2 protein-coding genes are annotated in these 20,345 nt (G+C 58.9%); both read left to right on the forward strand.

Annotated features, from left to right (window positions below; all coding sequences use genetic code 11):
• Positions 1 to 4: 4 nt before the first annotated feature.
• A complete protein-coding gene (locus tag CIG75_RS09790; protein ID WP_172844445.1) occupies positions 5 to 4,339 on the forward strand; it encodes a type I polyketide synthase in 4,335 nt (1,444 codons plus the stop codon).
• The gene (locus CIG75_RS09795; protein ID WP_094236494.1) at positions 4,336 to 20,328 is read left to right on the forward strand and encodes a hybrid non-ribosomal peptide synthetase/type I polyketide synthase; all 15,993 of its coding nucleotides are present in this window, start codon (positions 4,336 to 4,338) and stop codon (positions 20,326 to 20,328) included. Before CIG75_RS09790 ends, CIG75_RS09795 begins: the two co-directional genes overlap by 4 nt.
• Positions 20,329 to 20,345 lie beyond the last annotated feature (17 nt).

The following is a 20,345-nucleotide window of genomic DNA, read 5'->3' on the forward strand; positions in this document are numbered from 1 at the left end:
CGACGTGGATAAATTTGCAGGAATCGACCGCAGTGGGGATATTGCGATCGTCGGGCTGTCCGGCCGCTTTCCGCAAGCGGCCGATGTGGATGAATTTTGGCGCAATCTGTGTGCAGGGGTGGAAGGCATCTCCGTCTTGAGCGATGAGGAACTGCGCCAAGCGGGGGTGGCAGAAACGCTCTTGCAGGCGCCAAATTACATCAAAGCGGCTCCGGTGTTACCAGATGCGGAGCGCTTTGATGCGGCCTTTTTCGGCTACAGTCCACGGGAAGCGGAGATTCTCGATCCGCAGCAGCGTCTTTTTTTGGAAATCGCTTGGGAAGCTTTCGAAAGCAGCGGATATGATCCGCAAAATTATGACGGACGCATTGCGCTGTACGCAGGGGCGGGGATGAACCGCTACCTGTTGCGCAATGTGCTACCGAACCGTGCGCTGGTCGAGTCGGTGGGCGAAGTGCCAGTTATGGTGGCGAGCGACAAAGATTATCTCGCCACGCGCGTTGCTTATAAACTCGATCTGACTGGGGCGGCGGTCAGCGTCCAGACTGCCTGCTCCACATCGCTCGTCGCTGTGCACATGGCCTGCCAAAGCTTGCTTGGCATGGAGTGCGACATGGCGCTCGCCGGAGGAGTGACCGTCGCAGTTCCACAGAAAAGCGGTTATCTGCACAGTGAAGGGGGGATGGTCTCGCGGGATGGGAAGATCAGACCCTTTGACGCGGAGGCGGACGGCACCGTGTTTGGCAGTGGTGCCGGGGCGGTCGTCTTGAAGCGCTATGAAGATGCGGAAGCGGACGGAGATACGATCTACGCGGTGATCAAAGGCTCTGCCATCAACAATGACGGCTCGCGCAAGGTCGGCTATTCCGCACCGAGCGTCGATGCGCAGGCGGCGGTGATCACCGAGGCGCTGTCGGTAGCCGGAGTGGAGTCGGACACGATCGATTTCTTGGAGACGCATGGCACAGGCACGGCGCTCGGCGACCCGATTGAGATCGCGGCGCTTGCCGAGGTGTTCGGTGAGCGTAGCGACGGATCACAGCTCGTGCTGGGCGCGGTGAAGAGTAGCATTGGACATCTCGATGCCGCTTCCGGTGTGACCGGATTGATCAAAGCGGTGCTCGCGCTGTATTACAAGGAGCTTCCAGGGACGTTGCATTTTCGTACCCCGAGCCCCAAGCTGCAATGGCCGGAGTGGTTTCGGATCGACGCTGAGACTCGTCCGTGGCCGGAGCGCAGCGCGCCGCGTCGGGCAGGGGTGAGTTCGTTCGGTTTTGGCGGCACCAACGCACATGTGGTGTTGGAAGAAGCGCCGCCAGTGGAGCGGACGATGCCCGTGCGTTCGCAACATCTGTTGCTGTTGTCGGCCAAAACGGAATCGGCTTTAGAAAGTATGACCGATCGTTTGACCGAACATCTGGTTGAACAACCGCACCTGTCGATCGCCGATGTCGCGTATACGCTACAAGTCGGGCGAAAAGCGTTCTCGCATCGACGTGTGGTGGTCTGTCAGAGTACGGAAGACGCGATTGCCGTGTTGAAGGAACGCGATCCGAAACGGGTCTGGACGTTTCGGCAGGATGCTTCGCGCAAAACGGCGTTTATGTTTTCGGGAACGGGCAGTCAGTATCCTCAGATGGCCCAGGAACTTTATGCTGAGCAAGCAGTTTTTCGGGAGGCGATGAATCGCTGCTGTGAACTGCTCCTCCCGCTTACAGGCTTCGATCTGCGCGATGCGATCTTCACACAGTCGAGTCGCTCGTTGTACGAGACAGACGTGGCACAGCTTGCTTTGTTTGTCACCGAATATGCGCTCAGCATGCTACTGATCGACTTGGGGATTCGTCCCGATGCGATGATCGGACACAGCGTCGGCGAGTATACGGCCGCTTGTCTGGCTGGCGTTTTCACGTTGGAAGAAGCGCTCCGCCTCGTCGTCAAACGTGGACAGCTGTTTCAAAAGATGGGCGAAGGCAAAATGCTCGCCGTCTCGTTATCTGAAGAGGAAGCGATGCGCTTTGTGAGCGACGAAGTTGGCCTGGCCGCCGTGAACGGGCCGGAGCAGTGCGTGCTCGCCGGGTGTCCGGTTGCGGTCGATGCGCTCGAGCGACAGTTGGAGGCGGAGGGCGTGAAGTGTGCGCGCGTGCATCTCGATCGCGCAGGCCATTCGCCGATGATCGATCGCATTTTGGCTGAATTTATTGACTTGTTCCGCTCTTTTACCTTGAAAAGTCCGCAAATTCCCTTTATTTCGAATGTCACGGGGACTTGGATTACAGCAGAACAGGCGGTCGATCCACAGTATTGGGCACGTCATTTGCGCGAGACGGTGCGCTTTGCAGACGGGGTTAAGGAACTGCTGGCAGAGGGTGATCTGGTGCTGCTCGAAGTCGGACCTGGCAAGACCCTGCAAGGCTATGCGACGCGTGTCAGCCAAACGGCGGTGGCGCTTACCACCATGCGCCACGTGAAAGAGGAGCAGTCCGATCTTGCCTTTTTCCTGAACGCGCTCGGAAAGCTTTGGCTGTATGGCGTGGCGGTCGATTGGAAGCGCGTGACCGCTGAGGAAGCACAGCGCCGCGTGGCACTGCCCACATACCCGTTTGAACGCGAGCGGTACTGGGTGGACCCAGTGTCTGAACAACTTGCGTGGCAAGCGTTGCCAGAACGCGGTCCAGATGACTGGTTTTATACGCCGATCTGGAAACAGGCGCAACCTGTGCCAAGCGGTGGGACGGTTCCGAAAGCTGTTATGGTCTTTGCAGAATCGGATGCGCGAAGCTCAGCGCTGATCCGCAGATTGGAGGAACAGGGCAGCACAGTGACGGTCGTAAGCGCGGGAGATCAGCTTTTGCAAACCCCAGAGGACTATGCGGCCTTTTTCATGGAGTTGAAGGAGACGGGGCGCGTTCCCGATGCGATCGTGCATCTCTTGGCCTGGCGAGAAGATGCGGCAGGTCACTTCGAAGTCGAGCAGGAGAACGGATTGTTCTCGCTGTTGTACATCGCCCAAGCACTCGGGCGTGCGGCGGTCACCTCGGCGCTCGATCTGTGGGTGGTCGGTAGCGGACTTGTGCAGGTGGACAACCGGGACAAACTCCTGCCCGAGCGGGCGACGTTGCTCGGTGCCTGCAAAGTGATCCCGCAGGAGTATCGCAACATCACCTGCCGCGTGATCGATGCACCGCTGTCCGACCGTTCGGCCCTGCTGGTAGCCGATGAAATGGCCGCAAAAGAGACGGCGCGCCTGATCGCCTATCGCGGCGGGAAGCGACTGGTACAGGAATATGAAACGCTGGCAAACGTGCAGTGTGCGCCGAAACTGCGCGAAAACGGCACCTACTTGATCACAGGTGGATTCGGTTATCTGGGCGAAAAAATCGGGCTCTGGCTGGCGCAACAGATGCCGGTCAATCTGGTGTTGCTCGCCCGCCGTGAATCGAATCCTGAGCAGAGTCGTCAGGTTCAGACACTCCAACAGCTCGGGGCGAACGTCATGACGATCGCAGCCGATGTGACCGATGAAGACGCGCTGGAAGAAGCGTTTACTGCTGCCCGCAAACGATTTGGCGCCGTGCACGGCATCTTCCACACGGCAGGCGTGCGCGGAGAAGCGGCGATCGACCTGATCCCGGAGCTTACTGTGGCGGACGGGGAGAAGCATTTTGGACCGAAAGTGCAAGCCGTTTATGCGCTGGAGCGGATTTTGCGAGCGCATCCAGCCGACTTTTGTCTGCTGGCCTCGTCGCTTGTCACCGTGCTCGGCGGTTTGGGCTGTGCGCTGTATACGGCGGCGCACCAGTTTCTTGACGCCTTTGCACAAGGGCAGAGCGAGCAAAGTGAGACGACTTGGCTGACCGTGAATTGGGACGCCAAAACATTAGAATCGATCGGCGAGAGTCTGAAACGGGTGCTCGCGTTCGATCAGTCGATGGTGCTGGCGGCCTCCTATGGGGATTTGACGCTCGCTTTGAAAACGTGGACGACCTTTGAAGCCGAGCATACAGAGCCCGCAGCTGCGGCGGTCGCCGCGCTGACCCAGCATGCACGGCCACAGCTCTTGACCGCCTATGTGGCGCCTCGCGATGAAACAGAGGCACGAATTGCCGAGCAATGGCAGGAACTACTTGGCATCGGGCAGGTAGGCGTGTATGACAATTTCTTTGATCTGGGCGGCAACTCGCTGTTGGCGACCAAATTTGTCACCTGGCTGCGCGACGTATTTGAGATCGATCTGTCATTGCGCCTGCTGTTTGAAGCGAGCACGGTGGCAGATGTGGCGGAGACGGTGGAGGAGCTTTTGATCGAACAGATTTTGCAACAAACGGAGGGAGTATGATGGAAAAAGGTCAGGATCGCATCAAAAAACGGGCCCAATTGTCCCCCGAACAGCAGCGGCTGCTCGAAGAGCGCCTGCGCGGGAAAAAGGATGTCGCGGAACGGAAAACGCTGATTCCCAAGCGTCCGGACGGTGCACCCGCCCCTCTGTCATACGCACAGCGGCGGCTGTGGTTTTTGGATCGCTTGGAACCGGGCAACCCGGCCTACAACATTTTGAATGCGGTGCGTCTTCGCGGTGTACTCGATGCGGAGCGCGTGCAGCAGAGCATGCAAAAGGTAGTTGATCGTCATGAAGCGTTGCGCACCGTTATTGTGACGGACGGCGGTACCGCTCAGCAGGTCGCATCGGCAAGTGCCGACTTTCACTGGTACTGGATCGATCTGACCACACTGCCCGAACACGAGCGTGAAGGCCATATGCAGGGACTGGCTGAAGCGGAAGCGCGCCATTCGTTCGATCTGGCGCAAGGGCCGCTGTTGCGCGTCACCCTGCTGCGCATGGGCGAACAAGAGCATGTGCTGTTTCTGATGGTGCACCACATCGCAGCGGACGGCTGGTCGCTCGATCTGCTGATTCGCGAGTTTGCGCTGTACTATGAAGCGCTGTCTACGGGGCAGGAACCGAAGTTGCCAGAATTACCTGTGCAATATGCCGATTTTGCCGCTTGGCAGAGCGCAGGGCAGGGTGAACAGGCTTCCACAGGCTCGCTAGCCTATTGGAAAAAACAGCTCGGGGGTGAACTTCCCGTCCTTGAGCTGCCGACCGACAGACCGCGGCCGCGCGTTCAGACCTATCGCGGCGCCTTGCACCGCTTTGCACTGCCTGATGAGTTGACCGCCAAGTTGGAGCGGATCGGCCGAGCGGAAGGTGCCACGCTGTACATGACCTTGCTTGCCGCCTTCAAAACGCTGCTTTACCGCTATACGGGGCAGACCGACCTGTTGGTCGGCTCGCCGATCGCCGGACGCAGCCACAGCGAGACGGCCAGTCTGATCGGCGTGTTCGTCAACACGTTGGTCATGCGTAGCGGTGTGGAAGGAAGCATGACGTTTCGCGAATTGCTGAGTGCGGTGAAAAACACGGCGCTCGATGCGTACGCCCACCAAGATACGCCGTTTGAAGCGCTGGTCGATCTGTTGTTGACCGAACGCAATACCGCCTATTCGCCGCTGTTTCAAGTGATGTTCGATTTGCTGAAGAACCCGGTTTCTGAGACGCAGGTGGCAGAGCTGAGTCTTGAGCTGATCCGACTTGACCTTGGCGCGGCCAAATTTGACCTGACGATGAACCTGCTTGAAGACACGGACGGTCTGACCGGAACGATCGAATACAACGTCGATCTGTTTGATGCCTCGACTGCGGAGCGTCTGGCCCGGCACTACCAAGTGCTGCTGGCAGCGATCGCAGAGGGGGTCGACGTGACGCTCGACGAGTTGCCGATCACGGCGGCCGAGTTGGACGAAGCGGTGTTTGCTGAGATGAACGAGACGGTGCGAGCGTATGACCTCAGTGAAACGCTGCTGGTGCCCTTTTTGCGGCAGGCTGAGGCGCACCCGGAACGCATTGCATTGTCCGATCAAGGTCGGCTGGTAACCTATGGGGAGCTGAACGTTCGTTCTAATCGGATCGCCCATCTATTGCAGGCGCAAGGGATCGGGCGAGGGGATCGAGTCGGCCTGTTCATGACGAGAAGCGCCGATCTGTTTGCTGGCTTGTACGGCATCGTGAAAGCGGGTGCCGCTTATGTGCCGATCGATCCCGAGTATCCGGCAGAACGGGTGCGCTATATGGCAGAAGACAGCGGAGTCAAAGCGCTGCTCACCGAAACGGAACACGCGGCACTGGCCAAGGAAATGTTGTCTGGCGCCACGGAGTTACAAGCGCTGGTCGTGCTGGGGGCAACAGGAGAGCAGGAACCCACTCGCGGCGCTTGGCAGCTGTTGACAGAAGCGGATGTGCTCGCCCAATCGGAGACAACACCCGAACTGATCAATCTGCCGGACGATCTGGCCTATCTGATCTATACGTCAGGCTCCACAGGCCATCCGAAAGGCGTGCGCGTCACGCATCGCGCCATCGTCAACCGCCTGTTGTGGCATCAGGAGATGTTTGACGCCAAGCCGGGCGATGTGGTGGCACAGCGCACATCGGTCTGTTTTGACGTGTCGGTATGGGAGCTGTTTTGGGCGCTCCGCCATGGGGCGACGATGAGCATCGTGCCCTCCGCAGTGGTCAAAGATCCCTATGCGCTGCTTGCTCATCTGCAGGCGGAGCAGGTGACGGTAATCCATTTTGTGCCGTCGCTGCTTACGATGTTCACCAGCGCTTTGCACAAGATCGATTCAGCTAAGCGAGCCTTACCCGCATTGCGCTGGGTGGTGACCAGCGGGGAGGCGTTGCCAGCTTCTACTGTCGCCCAATGGTTTGAACTGTATCCCGAGGGGAGTCGAATCGCCAACCTCTACGGCCCGACGGAAGCGGCGGTGGATGTGTCTTGCTCGGTGATGGACCGACCGCCTGCAGGCAACGTGCTGATCGGCAAGCCGATTGCCAACACCAAGCTCTACGTGCTCGACAAGGCGGGCAAGCGCTGTGCGGTCAATGTAAAAGGCGAACTGTACATCGCAGGTGTGCAGGTGGCTGACGGCTATCACAACAAGCCGGAGAAGACGGCGGAAGCGTTCGTGCCTGATCTTGCGGGCGGCGCTTCGGATCGGATGTATAAGACTGGCGACTTGGCACGCGTCTTGCCAGATGGCAACATCGAGTACCTTGGCCGGGTCGATTCGCAGGTCAAAGTGCGCGGATTCCGCATTGAGCTCGGCGAGGTCGAGCAGGTGTTGACCCAGCATGAACAGGTGGAACAGGCGGCAGTGGTGACGCGAAAAGGGCCAGATGGAAATGTGGAACTGGCCGCATTTTACACGTCTCAGGCAGCGCTTTCTTCCGTGATGCTCAAAACATTTTTGCAAGGTATTTTGCCACAACACCTAATTCCTGCTCATCTGGTATTGCTTTCGGAGATGCCATTGTCGCCAAACGGCAAGATCGACCGTCTAGCTTTGCAGAAGCATCCGGTGCAGACCGTGTCAGAACAGCGCGAAGCCAAGCCGGAATCGTTGTTGCAAAAACAGGTAGCCGGGATCTGGGCGCGCGTGTTGCAGCGCGAACAGGTCGGGCTGCATGACAACTTTTTTGACATCGGCGGGCACTCTCTTCTGTTGGTTCAGGTGCATGACCTGTTGAGCGAAGAGGTAGAGATTACCTTCCCGATCGTCGAGCTATTCCAGTATCCGACCGTCTATCTGCTCGCTGAGGAGATTGGACGACGGATGGCGGGCGGCAGTCAAGAAGCAAAGCGTGCAGGCGTCGAATCGGTGCAGGCTGTGCGGCTGGACGAGCGCGACGTCGCGATCATCGGGATCGGGCTGCGCTTGCCCGATGCGGCCGATGTCTATGAGTTTTGGGACAACCTGATCGGCGGTCGGGAATCGGTGCGCGAGATTTTGGACGAAGAGTGGGAAGCATCGTGGTTCAACCAGGATCCGCAGGTGCGGAGCAAAGTGGTGCGCTCCGGTGCGTTTTTGGAGGACATCGACCAGTTTGACGCAAGATTCTTTGGTTTCTCGGCACAGGAAGCGCGCTTGCTGGACCCGCAACATCGGATTTTTCTGGAGTGTGCCTATCAAGCGATGCAAAATGCAGGCTATAACGTACAGGGGATGCCAGGCCGGGTCAGTTTGTATGCCGGGGCCTCGCCATCTCAATATTTGCCGCAGATGTACGGCTCATCGGTCAGCGAAATCTATCAGGCATCGACGGCCAACCAGCCGCGCTTTTTGCCAACGCGGGTCTCGTACAAGCTCAATCTGACCGGGGAGAGCGTCGCGGTCGATACCGCCTGTTCGACCTCTTTGGTGGCGGTGCATATGGCTTGCAAAAGCCTGCTGACCGGAGAATCTGACTATGCGCTGGCTGGCGGCGTTTCGATCAACGTGCCGCAGAAAACCGGATATGTATATGAGCCCAACTTCATTCTGTCGGCGGACGGGCATGTGCGAGCATTTGACAAGGACGCTTCGGGCACTGTTCCTGGCAACGGATGCGGCGTCGTGCTACTCAAGCGATTGCAAGATGCACAGCGTGACGGCGATGCGATCTATGCGGTGATCAAAGGGTCGGCGCTGAACAATGACGGCAACTTGAAGATCGGCTATACCGCTCCTTCCATTCAAGGCCAAGCGGAAGTGATCCGCATGGCCCAGACGGCCGCTCAGGTGGAGGCAGATAGCATCACCTATCTGGAAGCGCACGGCACGGGTACGCAGCTTGGCGACCCGATTGAGATCAACGCGTTGACACAGGTGTTTGCAGCGGACACGGAGCGACGACAGTATTGTGCGCTCGGCTCGGTGAAGACGAACATTGGCCATCTCGACACGGCGGCAGGCATCGCCGGATTGATCAAAACCGCTTTGTCGCTGAAGCATGGGATGATCCCGCCGAGCCTCAACTACAGCGAAGCAAATCCGCAGATCGATTTTGCCCAAACACCGTTTTATGTGAACACAGAAGCGGTGCGTTGGCAGTCGGACGACCGTCCGCGCCGCGCCGGGGTGTCTTCGTTTGGTATCGGCGGCACCAACGCGCATGTGATTTTAGAAGAAGCGCCAGAAAGGAGCGCACCTCTGTTGAAAGATCGAACGCATCATCTGGTTACCCTTTCTGCGAACAGCGAAGCAGCATTGCTGCAAGCGGCGTCGAACTTGCAGAAGCATCTCGAGCGCGAACCTGGTCAGGCGCTTCATGATCTCGCCTATACGTTGCAAAACGGTCCGGTGTTCCCACACCGTCTCGCGCTTAGTGCGCCTAACCGTGAACGGTTGACAGAACTGCTGGCTGCTGTGCAGGAAGGCGGAGCGGACGCTGGACTGGAAGGTGTGGCTGGCGGAACGTCACAGCTGACACCGCATGCTCAGGTCGCCTTTTTGTTCACAGGGCAGGGATCGCAATACAGTGGCATGGGCCGCGAACTGTACGCAGGTTCGGACGTGTTCCGTCAGGCGTTGGATGAGTGTGCGGCGCTGTTGGCAGGCGAACTGGAACACGGGCTGCTCGACTATCTGTTCGATCCAAAGTTGGAAACGGAACTGAACGAAACGCACATCACCCAGCCCGCCCTGTTCGCGTTGGAATATGCGCTCGCCCAATTGTTGCTGTCCTATTCGATCAAGCCGAGCGTGCTGATCGGTCACAGCTTGGGCGAATATGTGGCCGTTTGTTTGGCGGGAGGATTGACGCTGTCCGATGCGTTGACCTTGGTGGCGGCGCGTGGCCGTCTGATGCGCGATCTGTGCAGCCGTGGCTCGATGGTGTCGGTGCGTGCCGATGCTGGGATCGCCAAGGAAATGCTGAGTGGCCTTTCCGCCGTATCGGTGGCAGCTGTCAACGGACCACAGGAAATCGTGTTCAGTGGGGACAGCGGCGAAGTGGAGACACTGTGCGCTCGGCTGGAGCGAGCCGGTGTTGTTTTCAAAAAACTTCCCGTTTCGCACGCCTTCCACTCTCCGCTGATGGAACCGATGTTGAGCACCTTTGCCAAGCTTGTGCAAGGCATCGAAAGCAAGCCGCTACAGATTCCGGTCATCTCCAATTTAAGCGGAGAGATACTGGCAGGCGTAGTGCTCGATGCTGACTACTGGGTTCGCCACCTGCGTGAGACGGTACAGTTCGAAAAAGGGCTGCAAACGCTCGCGGGGCAACAAGACATCGCCGTCTTGCTCGAAGTCGGTCCGCATCCGGTCTTGAAACGCTTGACTGCGAATGCGCGTCGTGCCGATCAGATCGCGGTCGGTACGCTGATGCGGGGCAAAGACGCTTGGCAGGCGTTGTTGTCACAGCTCGGGGCTTTGTGGGCGGACGGTTTTGCCCTCGATTTCCAAGCGTTGGAGCGCGAATACTCACGCCGTCGCGTCCATGTGCCGACCTACCCGTTTGAACGTGAGTCCTATTGGATTCATACCGACCGTCAGCCGCATCAGGCCGAACTGCATGCGGCGCGAACGGAAACGGCAGTCGCACAGGCGACAGAACCACAGTTACAGCGCGCTTTGTTGGCGACCGACACGGAGCAGCAGTTGGCGGTGCTGTGGACAGATTTGCTCGGCACAGCCGAATTGCGCAGCCATAGCGACTTTTTCGGACTCGGCGGCGACTCGCTGACGGTGATCCAACTGCAAACACGCCTGCGCGATCACTTGGGCATTGAGGCGGAGTACAAAGACCTGTTCATCCATACGACGTTGGAAGCACAAGCGGCCTATCTGGATCGGATGCGCGGGGAGAACACCGCGTCAACGCTGATCCCCTCTCTGCCTGTGCAGCCGCACTACGAGCTGTCTTATGCTCAGCAGCGACTGTGGTTCTTGCATCAGTTGGAGCCGGAGAGTTCGGCGTACCACATTCCGGCAGCGATGCGTCTACAGGGTCGCTTGCATGTGGAAGTGCTGGAGCGTGCACTGGCCGAGTTGTCATCACGTCATGAATCGCTGCGCACGCACTTCATCAGCGTGGACGAACAGCCGAGGCAAGTGATCGCGGAACAGGCCACCCTCAAGGTAGAGCTGATCGACCTGCAAGGGATGCCCGATATTGAGGCAGCCGTGCTGCGCTTGTCTCGCGAGACGGCAGAGGAGCCGTTCGATCTGACCCGGGCTCCGTTGCTGCGCCTGCGACTGCTGAAATTGCAGGAAACGGAGCACGTACTGTTGTTCACCGTCCATCACATCATCTGGGATGGCTGGTCGTTCCAGATTTTCCTGCGCGAACTTGCCGCTCTGTACGAAGCGTTTGCGCGAGGGAAGGAAGCACAGCTGCCGGAGCTTGCAGTGCGCTATGCCGAGTATGCGGCGTGGCAAAAAGCATGGCTTGAGCAAGACGTGCTGGACAAGCAGTTGGCCTTCTGGCGTGAACAGCTCAGCGGGGAACTGCCTGTGTTGCAACTGCCGCTCGACCATCCGCGACCGCCGATGCAAACCACGCGCGGCGAGACGATCACGTTTACCATCTCGGCACAGGTGGCCGAGCAGATCGGTGAGCTGAGCCGGGAAGCGGGAGCGACGTTGTACATGGGGCTGTTGGCCGCATTTAAAGTCCTGCTCAGCCGATATTCCGGTCAGGAAGACATTCTGATCGGATCTGCGACGGCGGGGCGCAAGGTGCGGGAAGTCGAAGATCTGATCGGATTTTTTGTCAACACCGTCGTGCTGCGCAGCGACTTGTCGGGTGCCCCGAGCTTCCGCGAACTGCTCAGCCGCGTGCGCGATGTGACGCTCGATGCGTTGGCCCATCAGGACGTGCCGTTTGAGCGGCTGGTCGATGAACTGCAACCGGAGCGCAGCTTGAGCCACTCGCCGCTGTTTCAGGTGATGTTCGATCTGCAAAATGCGCCGATCTCCAAGCTGGAAGTGGCTGAATTGTCGTTTGAGCCGCTGCGCATTGACAGCGGGGCCTCCATGTTCGACATGACGGTCAATCTGCAAGAGCGGGAGAGCGGGCTGGAAGGACAGTTGGAATTTAACGCCGATCTGTTTGAGCGGTCTACAGTGGAACGAATGATCGGTCATTTTGGCCAACTGCTGATAGCTGTCACATCTGCGCCCGATCATCCAGTTGGCGAGTTGAACCTGTTGACTGCAGAAGAGAGTAAGCAACTGCTGGTGGAATGGAACGACACCAAGGTCGATTTCCCGCAGGACATCTGCTTGCATCAGCTGTTCGAAGCGCAAGCGGAGCGAACGCCTACCCGTATCGCCGCCGTCTTTGGCGAGCAGGAACTGACCTACGGTGAACTGGAGGAGCAGGCGAACCAATTGGCTCACCACCTGCAAGCGCTTGGCGTTGGGCCTGACGTTCCGGTCGGCGTCTGCGTCGAGCGCTCGCTGGACTTGGTCGTCGCCTTGCTTGGCGTGCTGAAAGCGGGCGGTGCCTTCGTGCCTGTCGATACGGAAGCTCCGTCCGATCGCATTGAACAGCTGTTGGACGAGGCGCAAGCGTCCGTCTGTCTGGCGCAGTCCCATCTGCAAGCAAATTTGCCTGTGGAGAGCGCACGCTTTGTGTACCTCGATACGGAGCGGACAGCCATCGCAGCCCATCCTACGACGAGACCGCAGACGGACGTAAAGCCACACCATCTCGTCTCGATCTACTACACGTCCGGATCGACAGGTAAGCCAAAAGGGGTGGCCAGCGAACACCGGGGCTGGGTCAACCGAATGATCTGGAATCAAAAAGCGCACGGAATGCAGGTGGGCGAGAGCGTGTTGCAAAAGACGACGCTGACGTTCGACGATGCGGCGGTCGAGTTCTTCTGGCCCTTGATGGTCGGCGGACGGATCGCGCTGCTCGAACCGGGGATGCACCGCGATCCGAGCGCGATCTTGGAAGCGGCGGTGGCGCACGAAGCAGTGCTGATCCAGTTCGTGCCGAGCGTGTTGCGCCTGTTCCTTGAAGCGATCACACCGGAGGATGAACAGCGGCTGTCCGCGCTGCGCAGCGTGGTGTCGAGCGGGGAAGCGTTGCGTCCCGACTTGTGGCAGTTGTTTCAAGAACGTCTGCCGGGACGTAAGCTGTACAACCTGTGCGGCTCGACAGAGGTGTCGATCGACTCCACTGTACACTTGTGCAACGAGCAAGACCTGCACGGCGAGATCGTGTCGATCGGCAAGCCGTTCGACAACAACACGCTCTACATCTTGGATACTAAGCGTCAGCCTGTGCCGATCGGTGTGATCGGGGAGATCTACTACGGCGGTGTCGGCTTGGCGAGAGGGTATTGGAACCGCCCCGATTTGACGGAGCGGGCGTTCCTCGACAATCCGTTTGAGCCGGGAACGAGAATGTACAAAACGGGAGACCGTGCGTACTTCCGCGCCGATGGCTCGGTGCAGTTCCTCGGGCGCAACGACGACCAAGTGAAGATTCGCGGCGTTCGTGTGGAACCGGGGGAAATCGAAGTGGTGCTGGCCGCACATCGGTCGGTGCAACACACCGTCGTCATGGCGCGCGAAGATGTGCCGGGTGAAAAGCGTCTGGTCGCGTACGTGGTGCCAGACGAGCGCAACCTGCCGGAGAGCGGCGAACTGCGCCGCTATCTGAAGGACAAACTGCCCGAATACATGGTGCCGTCCGCCTTTGTGCTGTTGGATCATATGCCGCTCACAGCGAACGGCAAAGTGGATCGCAAAGCGCTACCGAAGCCGGAACTGGATCGGATCGATCGCGCCGCTTATGTAGAGCCGCGCACGGAGAGCGAACGGACGGTGGCGGCCGTCTATCGTGACATCTTAAAGGCGGAGCGTGTCGGCGCTGATGACCACTTCTTTGAACTGGGTGGCCACTCGCTGTTGGCGGCGCAAGTCATCACGCGCTTGAACGAAGCGTTCGGGATCAGCATTCCGCTGCGGACGCTGTTCGAAGCGCCAGCGGTGGCCGATCTGGCGGCGCGCATCGGTGAACTGCAAGGCACGGCAGAAGGGAAAAGCACGCTTCCTGCGATCACCAGAGCATCGCGCGAAGAGCCGTTGCCGCTTTCCTTTGCTCAACAGCGGCTGTGGTTGCTCGATTCGCTTTTGGAGGAGCGTCACGCCTATAACATCCCGTTTGCGATCCGCTTGCGAGGCGATCTTGACGTCACTGCTCTGGAACGGTCTTTGTCTGAGCTGATCTCCCGTCATGAAGCGCTGCGCACCACGATTGCAGTGCTGGACGGCAGGCCGATGCAACTGATTCGAGAAGCGGCGCCTTATGATCTGCCTCAGCTCGATCTTCGTGATCAATTGCCAGAGACGCGGGAAGCGGGGGTGGCGCTCATCGTACAGGAGGAGGAGCGCCATCTCTTCGACCTTCAGCAAGGTCCGTTGGTCCGCTTCCGACTGCTTCGTACCGATGAGCAGGAACATGTGCTGGTCTTCAACATTCACCACATCGTTTCGGACGGCTGGTCGTCCGGCGTGATGGTGCGGGAAGTGTCTGCGCTGTACAAGGCGTTTGCCACGGGTGAGACGTCTCCGTTTGCCGAATTGCCGATGCAGTATGCCGACTATGCGGTCTGGCAGAAAGAGTGGCTGGCGTCCGGCGTGCTTGACGAACAGTTGAGCTACTGGAAACAGCAACTGGGCGGGGAACTTCCGGTGTTGCAACTGCCGACCGATCATCCACGCCCGTCCCGTCAGTCCCACCGTGGCGCAACCGCTACGTTCTCCATGTCGGAGCGACTGACCGCGAAACTGAAGGATCTCTCTCGGAAGCAAAATGTCACGCTGTTCATGACTTTGCTCGCCGCCTTCCAGACTTTGTTATACCGCTACAGCGGGCAGGAAGACATCGTGGTCGGCACACCTGTTGCCGGACGGAGCAAGCGCGAGATGGAAGCGATGATCGGATTTTTTGTCAACACGCTGGTCATGCGTACCGACCTGTCTGGCAACCCCTCCTTCACAGACCTGCTGGCGCGAGTCCGCGAAATGGCGTTGGGAGCGTTTGCCCATCAGGATGTGCCGTTTGACAGTTTGGTTGAAGAGTTGCAGCCGGAGCGTGACATGAGCCTGTCCCCGCTGTTCCAAGTGATGTTCGTGTTGCAAAACACGCCGATGCCAGATCAGGAGCTGGCGGGCGTCACCGTATCGCCCGTTGAAATCGCAGCGACGATCGCCAAATTTGACCTGACCCTGACGCTCGAAGAACGGGGCAGTGTGATCAGCGGCTCGTTCGAATACAATACGGACCTGTTTGAAACATCGACGATTCAGCGCATGACATCGCACTTGCTGACATTGCTGGAAGCGATCGCAGAGGGAGCGGAGCAGTCGATCGGAGAACTGCCGATGCTGACGAATGCAGAGCGCAGTCAACTGTTGGTGGAATGGAACGACACCAAGGTCGATTTCCCGCAGGACATCTGCTTGCATCAGCTGTTCGAAGCGCAAGCGGAGCAAACGCCCGCTCGCATCGCTGCCGTCTTTGGCGAACAGGAACTTACTTACGGTGAACTGGAAGCGCAGGCGAACCAATTGGCGCACCACCTGCAAGCGCTTGGAGTTGGGCCGGACGTTCCGGTCGGCGTCTGCGTCGAGCGTTCGCTGGACTTGGTCGTCGCCTTGCTTGGTGTGTTGAAAGCAGGCGGTGCATTCGTGCCTGTCGATACAGAAGCGCCGTCCGATCGCATTGAACAGCTGTTGGAAGAGGCGCAAGCGTCCGTCTGTCTGGCGCAGTCCCATCTGCAAGCAAATTTGCCTGTGGAGAGCGCACGCTTTGTGTATCTCGATACGGAGCGGGCAGCCATCGCGGCCCATCCGACGACGAGACCGCAGACGGACGTAAAGCCGCACCACCTCGTCTCGATCTACTACACGTCCGGATCGACGGGCAAGCCAAAAGGGGTGGCCAGCGAACACCGGGGCTGGGTCAACCGAATGATCTGGAATCAAAAAGCCCACGGGATGCAGGCGGGCGAGAGCGTCTTGCAAAAAACGACGCTGACGTTCGACGATGCGGCGGTCGAGTTCTTCTGGCCCTTGATGGTCGGCGGACGGATCGCGCTGCTCGAACCAGGGATGCACCGCGATCCGAGCGCGATCTTGGAAGCGGCGGTGGCGCACGAAGCGGTGCTGATCCAGTTCGTGCCGAGCGTGTTGCGCCTGTTCCTCGAAGCGATCACACCGGAGGATGAACGGCGACTGTCCGCGCTACGCAGCGTGGTGTCGAGCGGGGAAGCGCTGCGTCCCGACTTGTGGCAGTTGTTTCAAGAACGCCTGCCGGGACGCAAGCTGTACAACCTGTGCGGCGCGACGGAGGTGTCGATCGACTCCACCGTACACGTGTGCAACGAGCAAGACCTGCATGGCGAGATCGTGTCGATCGGCAAGCCGTTCGACAACAACACGCTCTACATCTTGGATTCTAAGCGTCAGCCTGTGCCGATCGGTGTGATCGGGGAGATCTACTATGGCGGCGTCGGCTTGGCGAGAGGGTATTGGAACCGCCCCGATTTGACGGAGCAAGCGTTCCTCGACAATCCGTTTGAGCCGGGAACGAGAATGTACAAAGCGGGAGACCGTGCGTACTTCCGCGCCGACGGCTCGGTGCAGTTCCTCGGCCGCAACGACGACCAAGTGAAGATTCGCGGCGTGCGCGTGGAGCCGGGGGAAATCGAAGTGGTGCTGGCCGCGCATCGGTCGGTACAACACACCGTCGTCATGGCGCGCGAAGATGTGCCGGGTGAAAAGCGTCTGGTCGCGTACGTGGTGCCAAACGAGCGCAACCTGCCGGAGAGCGGCGAACTGCGCCGCTATCTGAAGGACAAACTGCCCGAATACATGGTGCCGTCCGCCTTTGTGCTGTTGGATCATATGCCGCTCACAGCGAACGGCAAGGCGGATCGCAAAGCGCTACCGAAGCCGGAACTGGATCGGATCGATCGCGCCGCTTATGTAGAGCCGCGCACGGAGAGCGAACGGACGGTGGCGGCCGTCTATCGTGACATCTTAAAGGCGGAGCGTGTCGGCGCTGATGACCACTTCTTTGAACTGGGTGGCCACTCACTCTTGGCGGCACAAGTCGTCGCGCGCTTGAACGAAGCGTTCGGGATCAGCATTCCGCTGCGGACGCTGTTCGAGGCACCAGCGGTGGCCGATCTGGCGGCGCGCATCGGTGAACTGCAAGGCACGGCGGAAGGGAAAAGCACGCTCCCTGAGATCACCAAAGCATCGCGCGAAGAGCCGTTGCCGCTTTCCTTTGCCCAACAGCGCTTGTGGGTGATCGATCGCGTGCTACCAGGCAGTGCCGCGTATAACATCCCGATGGCGTTGCGCTTGCAGGGTCATGTCAACACGGCGGCGCTCGAGCGGACGATCAATGAGATCATCACCCGTCATGAAGCGTTGCGCACCACATTTAACGAGCAGGATGGTCAGCCGATTCAGGTGATCGCCGAGCCGATCTGGCAGGAGTTGAACCTGCTGGACCTGCAAGGCTTGGAACCTGCTGTACGCGATGCGGAAGTGTTGCGCGTGATCAAGGAGGAAGCGGAAAGCGGCTTTGATTTAACAGTCGGTCCGCTGTTGCGATTCCGTCTGCTGCAATTGAACGAGTTGGAGTTTGTGTTGCTGCTCAACTTCCATCACATCGTCTCAGACGGCTGGTCAACCGGGGTGCTGGTACAGGAGTTCCAAGCGCTGTACAGCGCGTTTGCAAGCGGGCAAGCGTCTCCGCTGGTGCAGTTGCCTGTGCAATATGCAGATTACGCCGTTTGGCAACGACAATTTTTGCAAGGGGATGTGTTGGACCAGCAACTGGCGTACTGGAAAGAAGTTCTCGGCGGCGAACTTCAGCCGCTGAACCTGCCGCTCGATCGACCGCGCCCGACCGTTCCGGCCCATGTGGGAGCCAAGGAGCTGTTCGTGTTGCCCAAGGAGTTGACGCTCGCTCTGCAAGCGTTGAGCCAAGAGCAAGACGTCACGTTATACATGACGATGCTGGCGGCGTTCCAGACGATGCTCCACCGCTACAGTAGACAGGAGGACATCACCGTCGGAACACCGGTTGCAGGCCGCAATCGACAAGAGTTGGAACCGCTGATCGGCTTTTTCGTCAACACGCTGGTCATGCGTACACGTTTTGCCGATGAGCTAAGCTTTGTGGAACTGCTGCAACAGGTGCGTGAGACGGCGCTCGGCGCGTTCGCTCATCAGGACCTCCCATTTGAAAAGCTGGTCGAGGAATTGCAGCCGGAGCGCGATCTGAGTCGCTCACCGCTGTTCCAAGCGATGTTCGTGTTCAACGCGCCTTTGACGGGAGCAACGCTTCCCGATCTGACGTTGACCCCGCTTGAGGTGGACAACGGTACGGCGAAGTTTGAACTGACTTTGACCTTGCAGGAAGTGGATGGTGTACTGAGCGGTTCGTTCGAATACGCGACCGACCTGTTCGAGGTAGCGACGATCAAACGGATGTCCTTGCATTTCCAAACGTTGCTGCAAAGTATCGTGGCGCACAAGGAGCAAAGCGTTTCCCGCTTACCGCTGATCACTGTGGCAGAAGAAGTCACTCTGCTCAGCTTGGCTCATGCGGACGCACAAGCGGCATTGCCGTATGCCACGATTCAAGCGGCGTTCGAAGCACAGGTGCAGGCCGCACCGGAACGGACGGCGATCAAGTTCGGGGAGCAAAAGCTTACGTATGCAGAACTGGATGAATCGGCCAATCGATTGGCTCGCCATCTGCAAAAGCGGGGCGTGCAGCCAGGTGACTTGGTCGCACTCTGTGCAGAGCGTTCGGTGGAGATGATCGTCGGCATGCTTTCGATCCTCAAAGCGGGCGGTGCCTATGTGCCGCTTGACGTCACCTACCCGGCTGAACGGTTGTCCTTCATGCTGGAAGACACGGGCGCGCGCCTGCTCTTGACCCAGGCACAGCTGACCCAAAGCTTGCCTGCGCACCGAGCGGAAGTGCTGTTTATCGACCAGGCATTGGCAGCTTCGGCTGAGGAGAGCGCTGAACAGTTGGTGCTCGACCTCACCGAGGAGGCGCTCGCCTATGTGATGTACACATCCGGTTCGACGGGACTGCCCAAAGGCGTGTTGACACCGCATCGCGGTGTGGTGCGACTGGTCAAGAACAACGAGTATGTCGAATTTTCGCCTGAAGAAGTGTTTCTCCAGTTTGCTCCCATCGCCTTTGACGCGGCGACGTTCGAGATTTGGGGCGCGTTGCTTAGCGGTGCGCAGTTGGTGATCTATCCGCCACAGCAGGCATCGCTGCACGAACTGGGACAATTTTTACAACAAGAACGAATCACGACGCTTTGGCTGACCGCAGGATTGTTCCACCAGATGGTCGAGCATCAGCCGGAAGCTTTGCAAGGGGTCAGACAGCTGTTGGCAGGAGGGGATGCACTGTCCTTGCGCCATGTCAAACAGGTGTTGGCAAACAGCAAGGGCCGTCTGGTCAACGGATATGGCCCGACGGAGACGACGACGTTCGCTTGTTGCCATGTCATGCGCACTCCTGAAGAAGCGGGCCAAGCCTCCGTGCCGATCGGCCGTCCGATCGGGCATACGGACATCTATGTGCTCGACCGCCATCTGCGTCCGGTGCCGCTTGGCGTGGTCGGTGAGTTGTACATCGGCGGTGCAGGTCTGGCACAAGGCTACTTGAACAGACCAGATTTGACTGAACAGGCGTTTGTGCCGCATCCGTTCCGGGACGGTGCCAAGCTCTACAAAACGGGGGACTTGGTGCGCTGGCTTGCAGACGGCACACTCGAATTTGCCGGACGGGCCGACCAACAGGTAAAACTTCGCGGTTTCCGCATCGAGCCAGGTGAAATCGAGGCTGTGCTTACAAAACATCCGTCCGTTCAGAGCGCGTTGGCGACGGTGCTTGCAGACGAGTCGGGCAACAAAATGCTCGTCGCCTATCTGGTGCCGACCGTTGGACAGACTCAGCCGAACGCAGCAGAGCTGAGGGCGTATTTGGAAGACCAACTGCCTGCTTACATGATCCCGAATGCGTGGGTCAAACTCGAGTCGATCCCGTTGACGCCAAATGGAAAAGTTGATCTGCGCGCATTGCCTGCCCCGAGTGAAGCGGAACATCTAGCCAGCAACCGCCCGTACCTCGCACCGCGCACGCAGACCGAAGAAAAGTTGGCGGGCCTCTGTGCTGTGCTGCTCGGCGTGCCGCAGGTGAGCGTGGATGACAGCTTCTTCGACCTTGGGGGGCACTCGATGCTCGGCATTCAGTTGATCACGCGAATTCGTCAGGAATTCGGGGTCGAGTTACCGATGCGCAGCCTGTTCATGACCCCGACGGTCGCACAGCTTGCCATTGTGGTTGAACAGTTGATGCAGGCAGGCGCTAAGCCTGCAGCCCCGAAGATCGCGGCCCGAAAACGTCAGGCGCGCACGATCGAAGGCGATCAGTTATAAACGTAGAGAAAGGATGG

This window comes from Tumebacillus algifaecis (genome assembly GCF_002243515.1).
Taxonomy (GTDB): domain Bacteria; phylum Bacillota; class Bacilli; order Tumebacillales; family Tumebacillaceae; genus Tumebacillus_A; species Tumebacillus_A algifaecis.

What these genes read in the sequence shown, in the direction of transcription:
- CIG75_RS09795 (WP_094236494.1), top strand. Translation starts at nt 4,336, where the DNA reads ATGATGGAAAAAGGTCAGGATCGCATCAAAAAACGGGCCCAATTGTCC.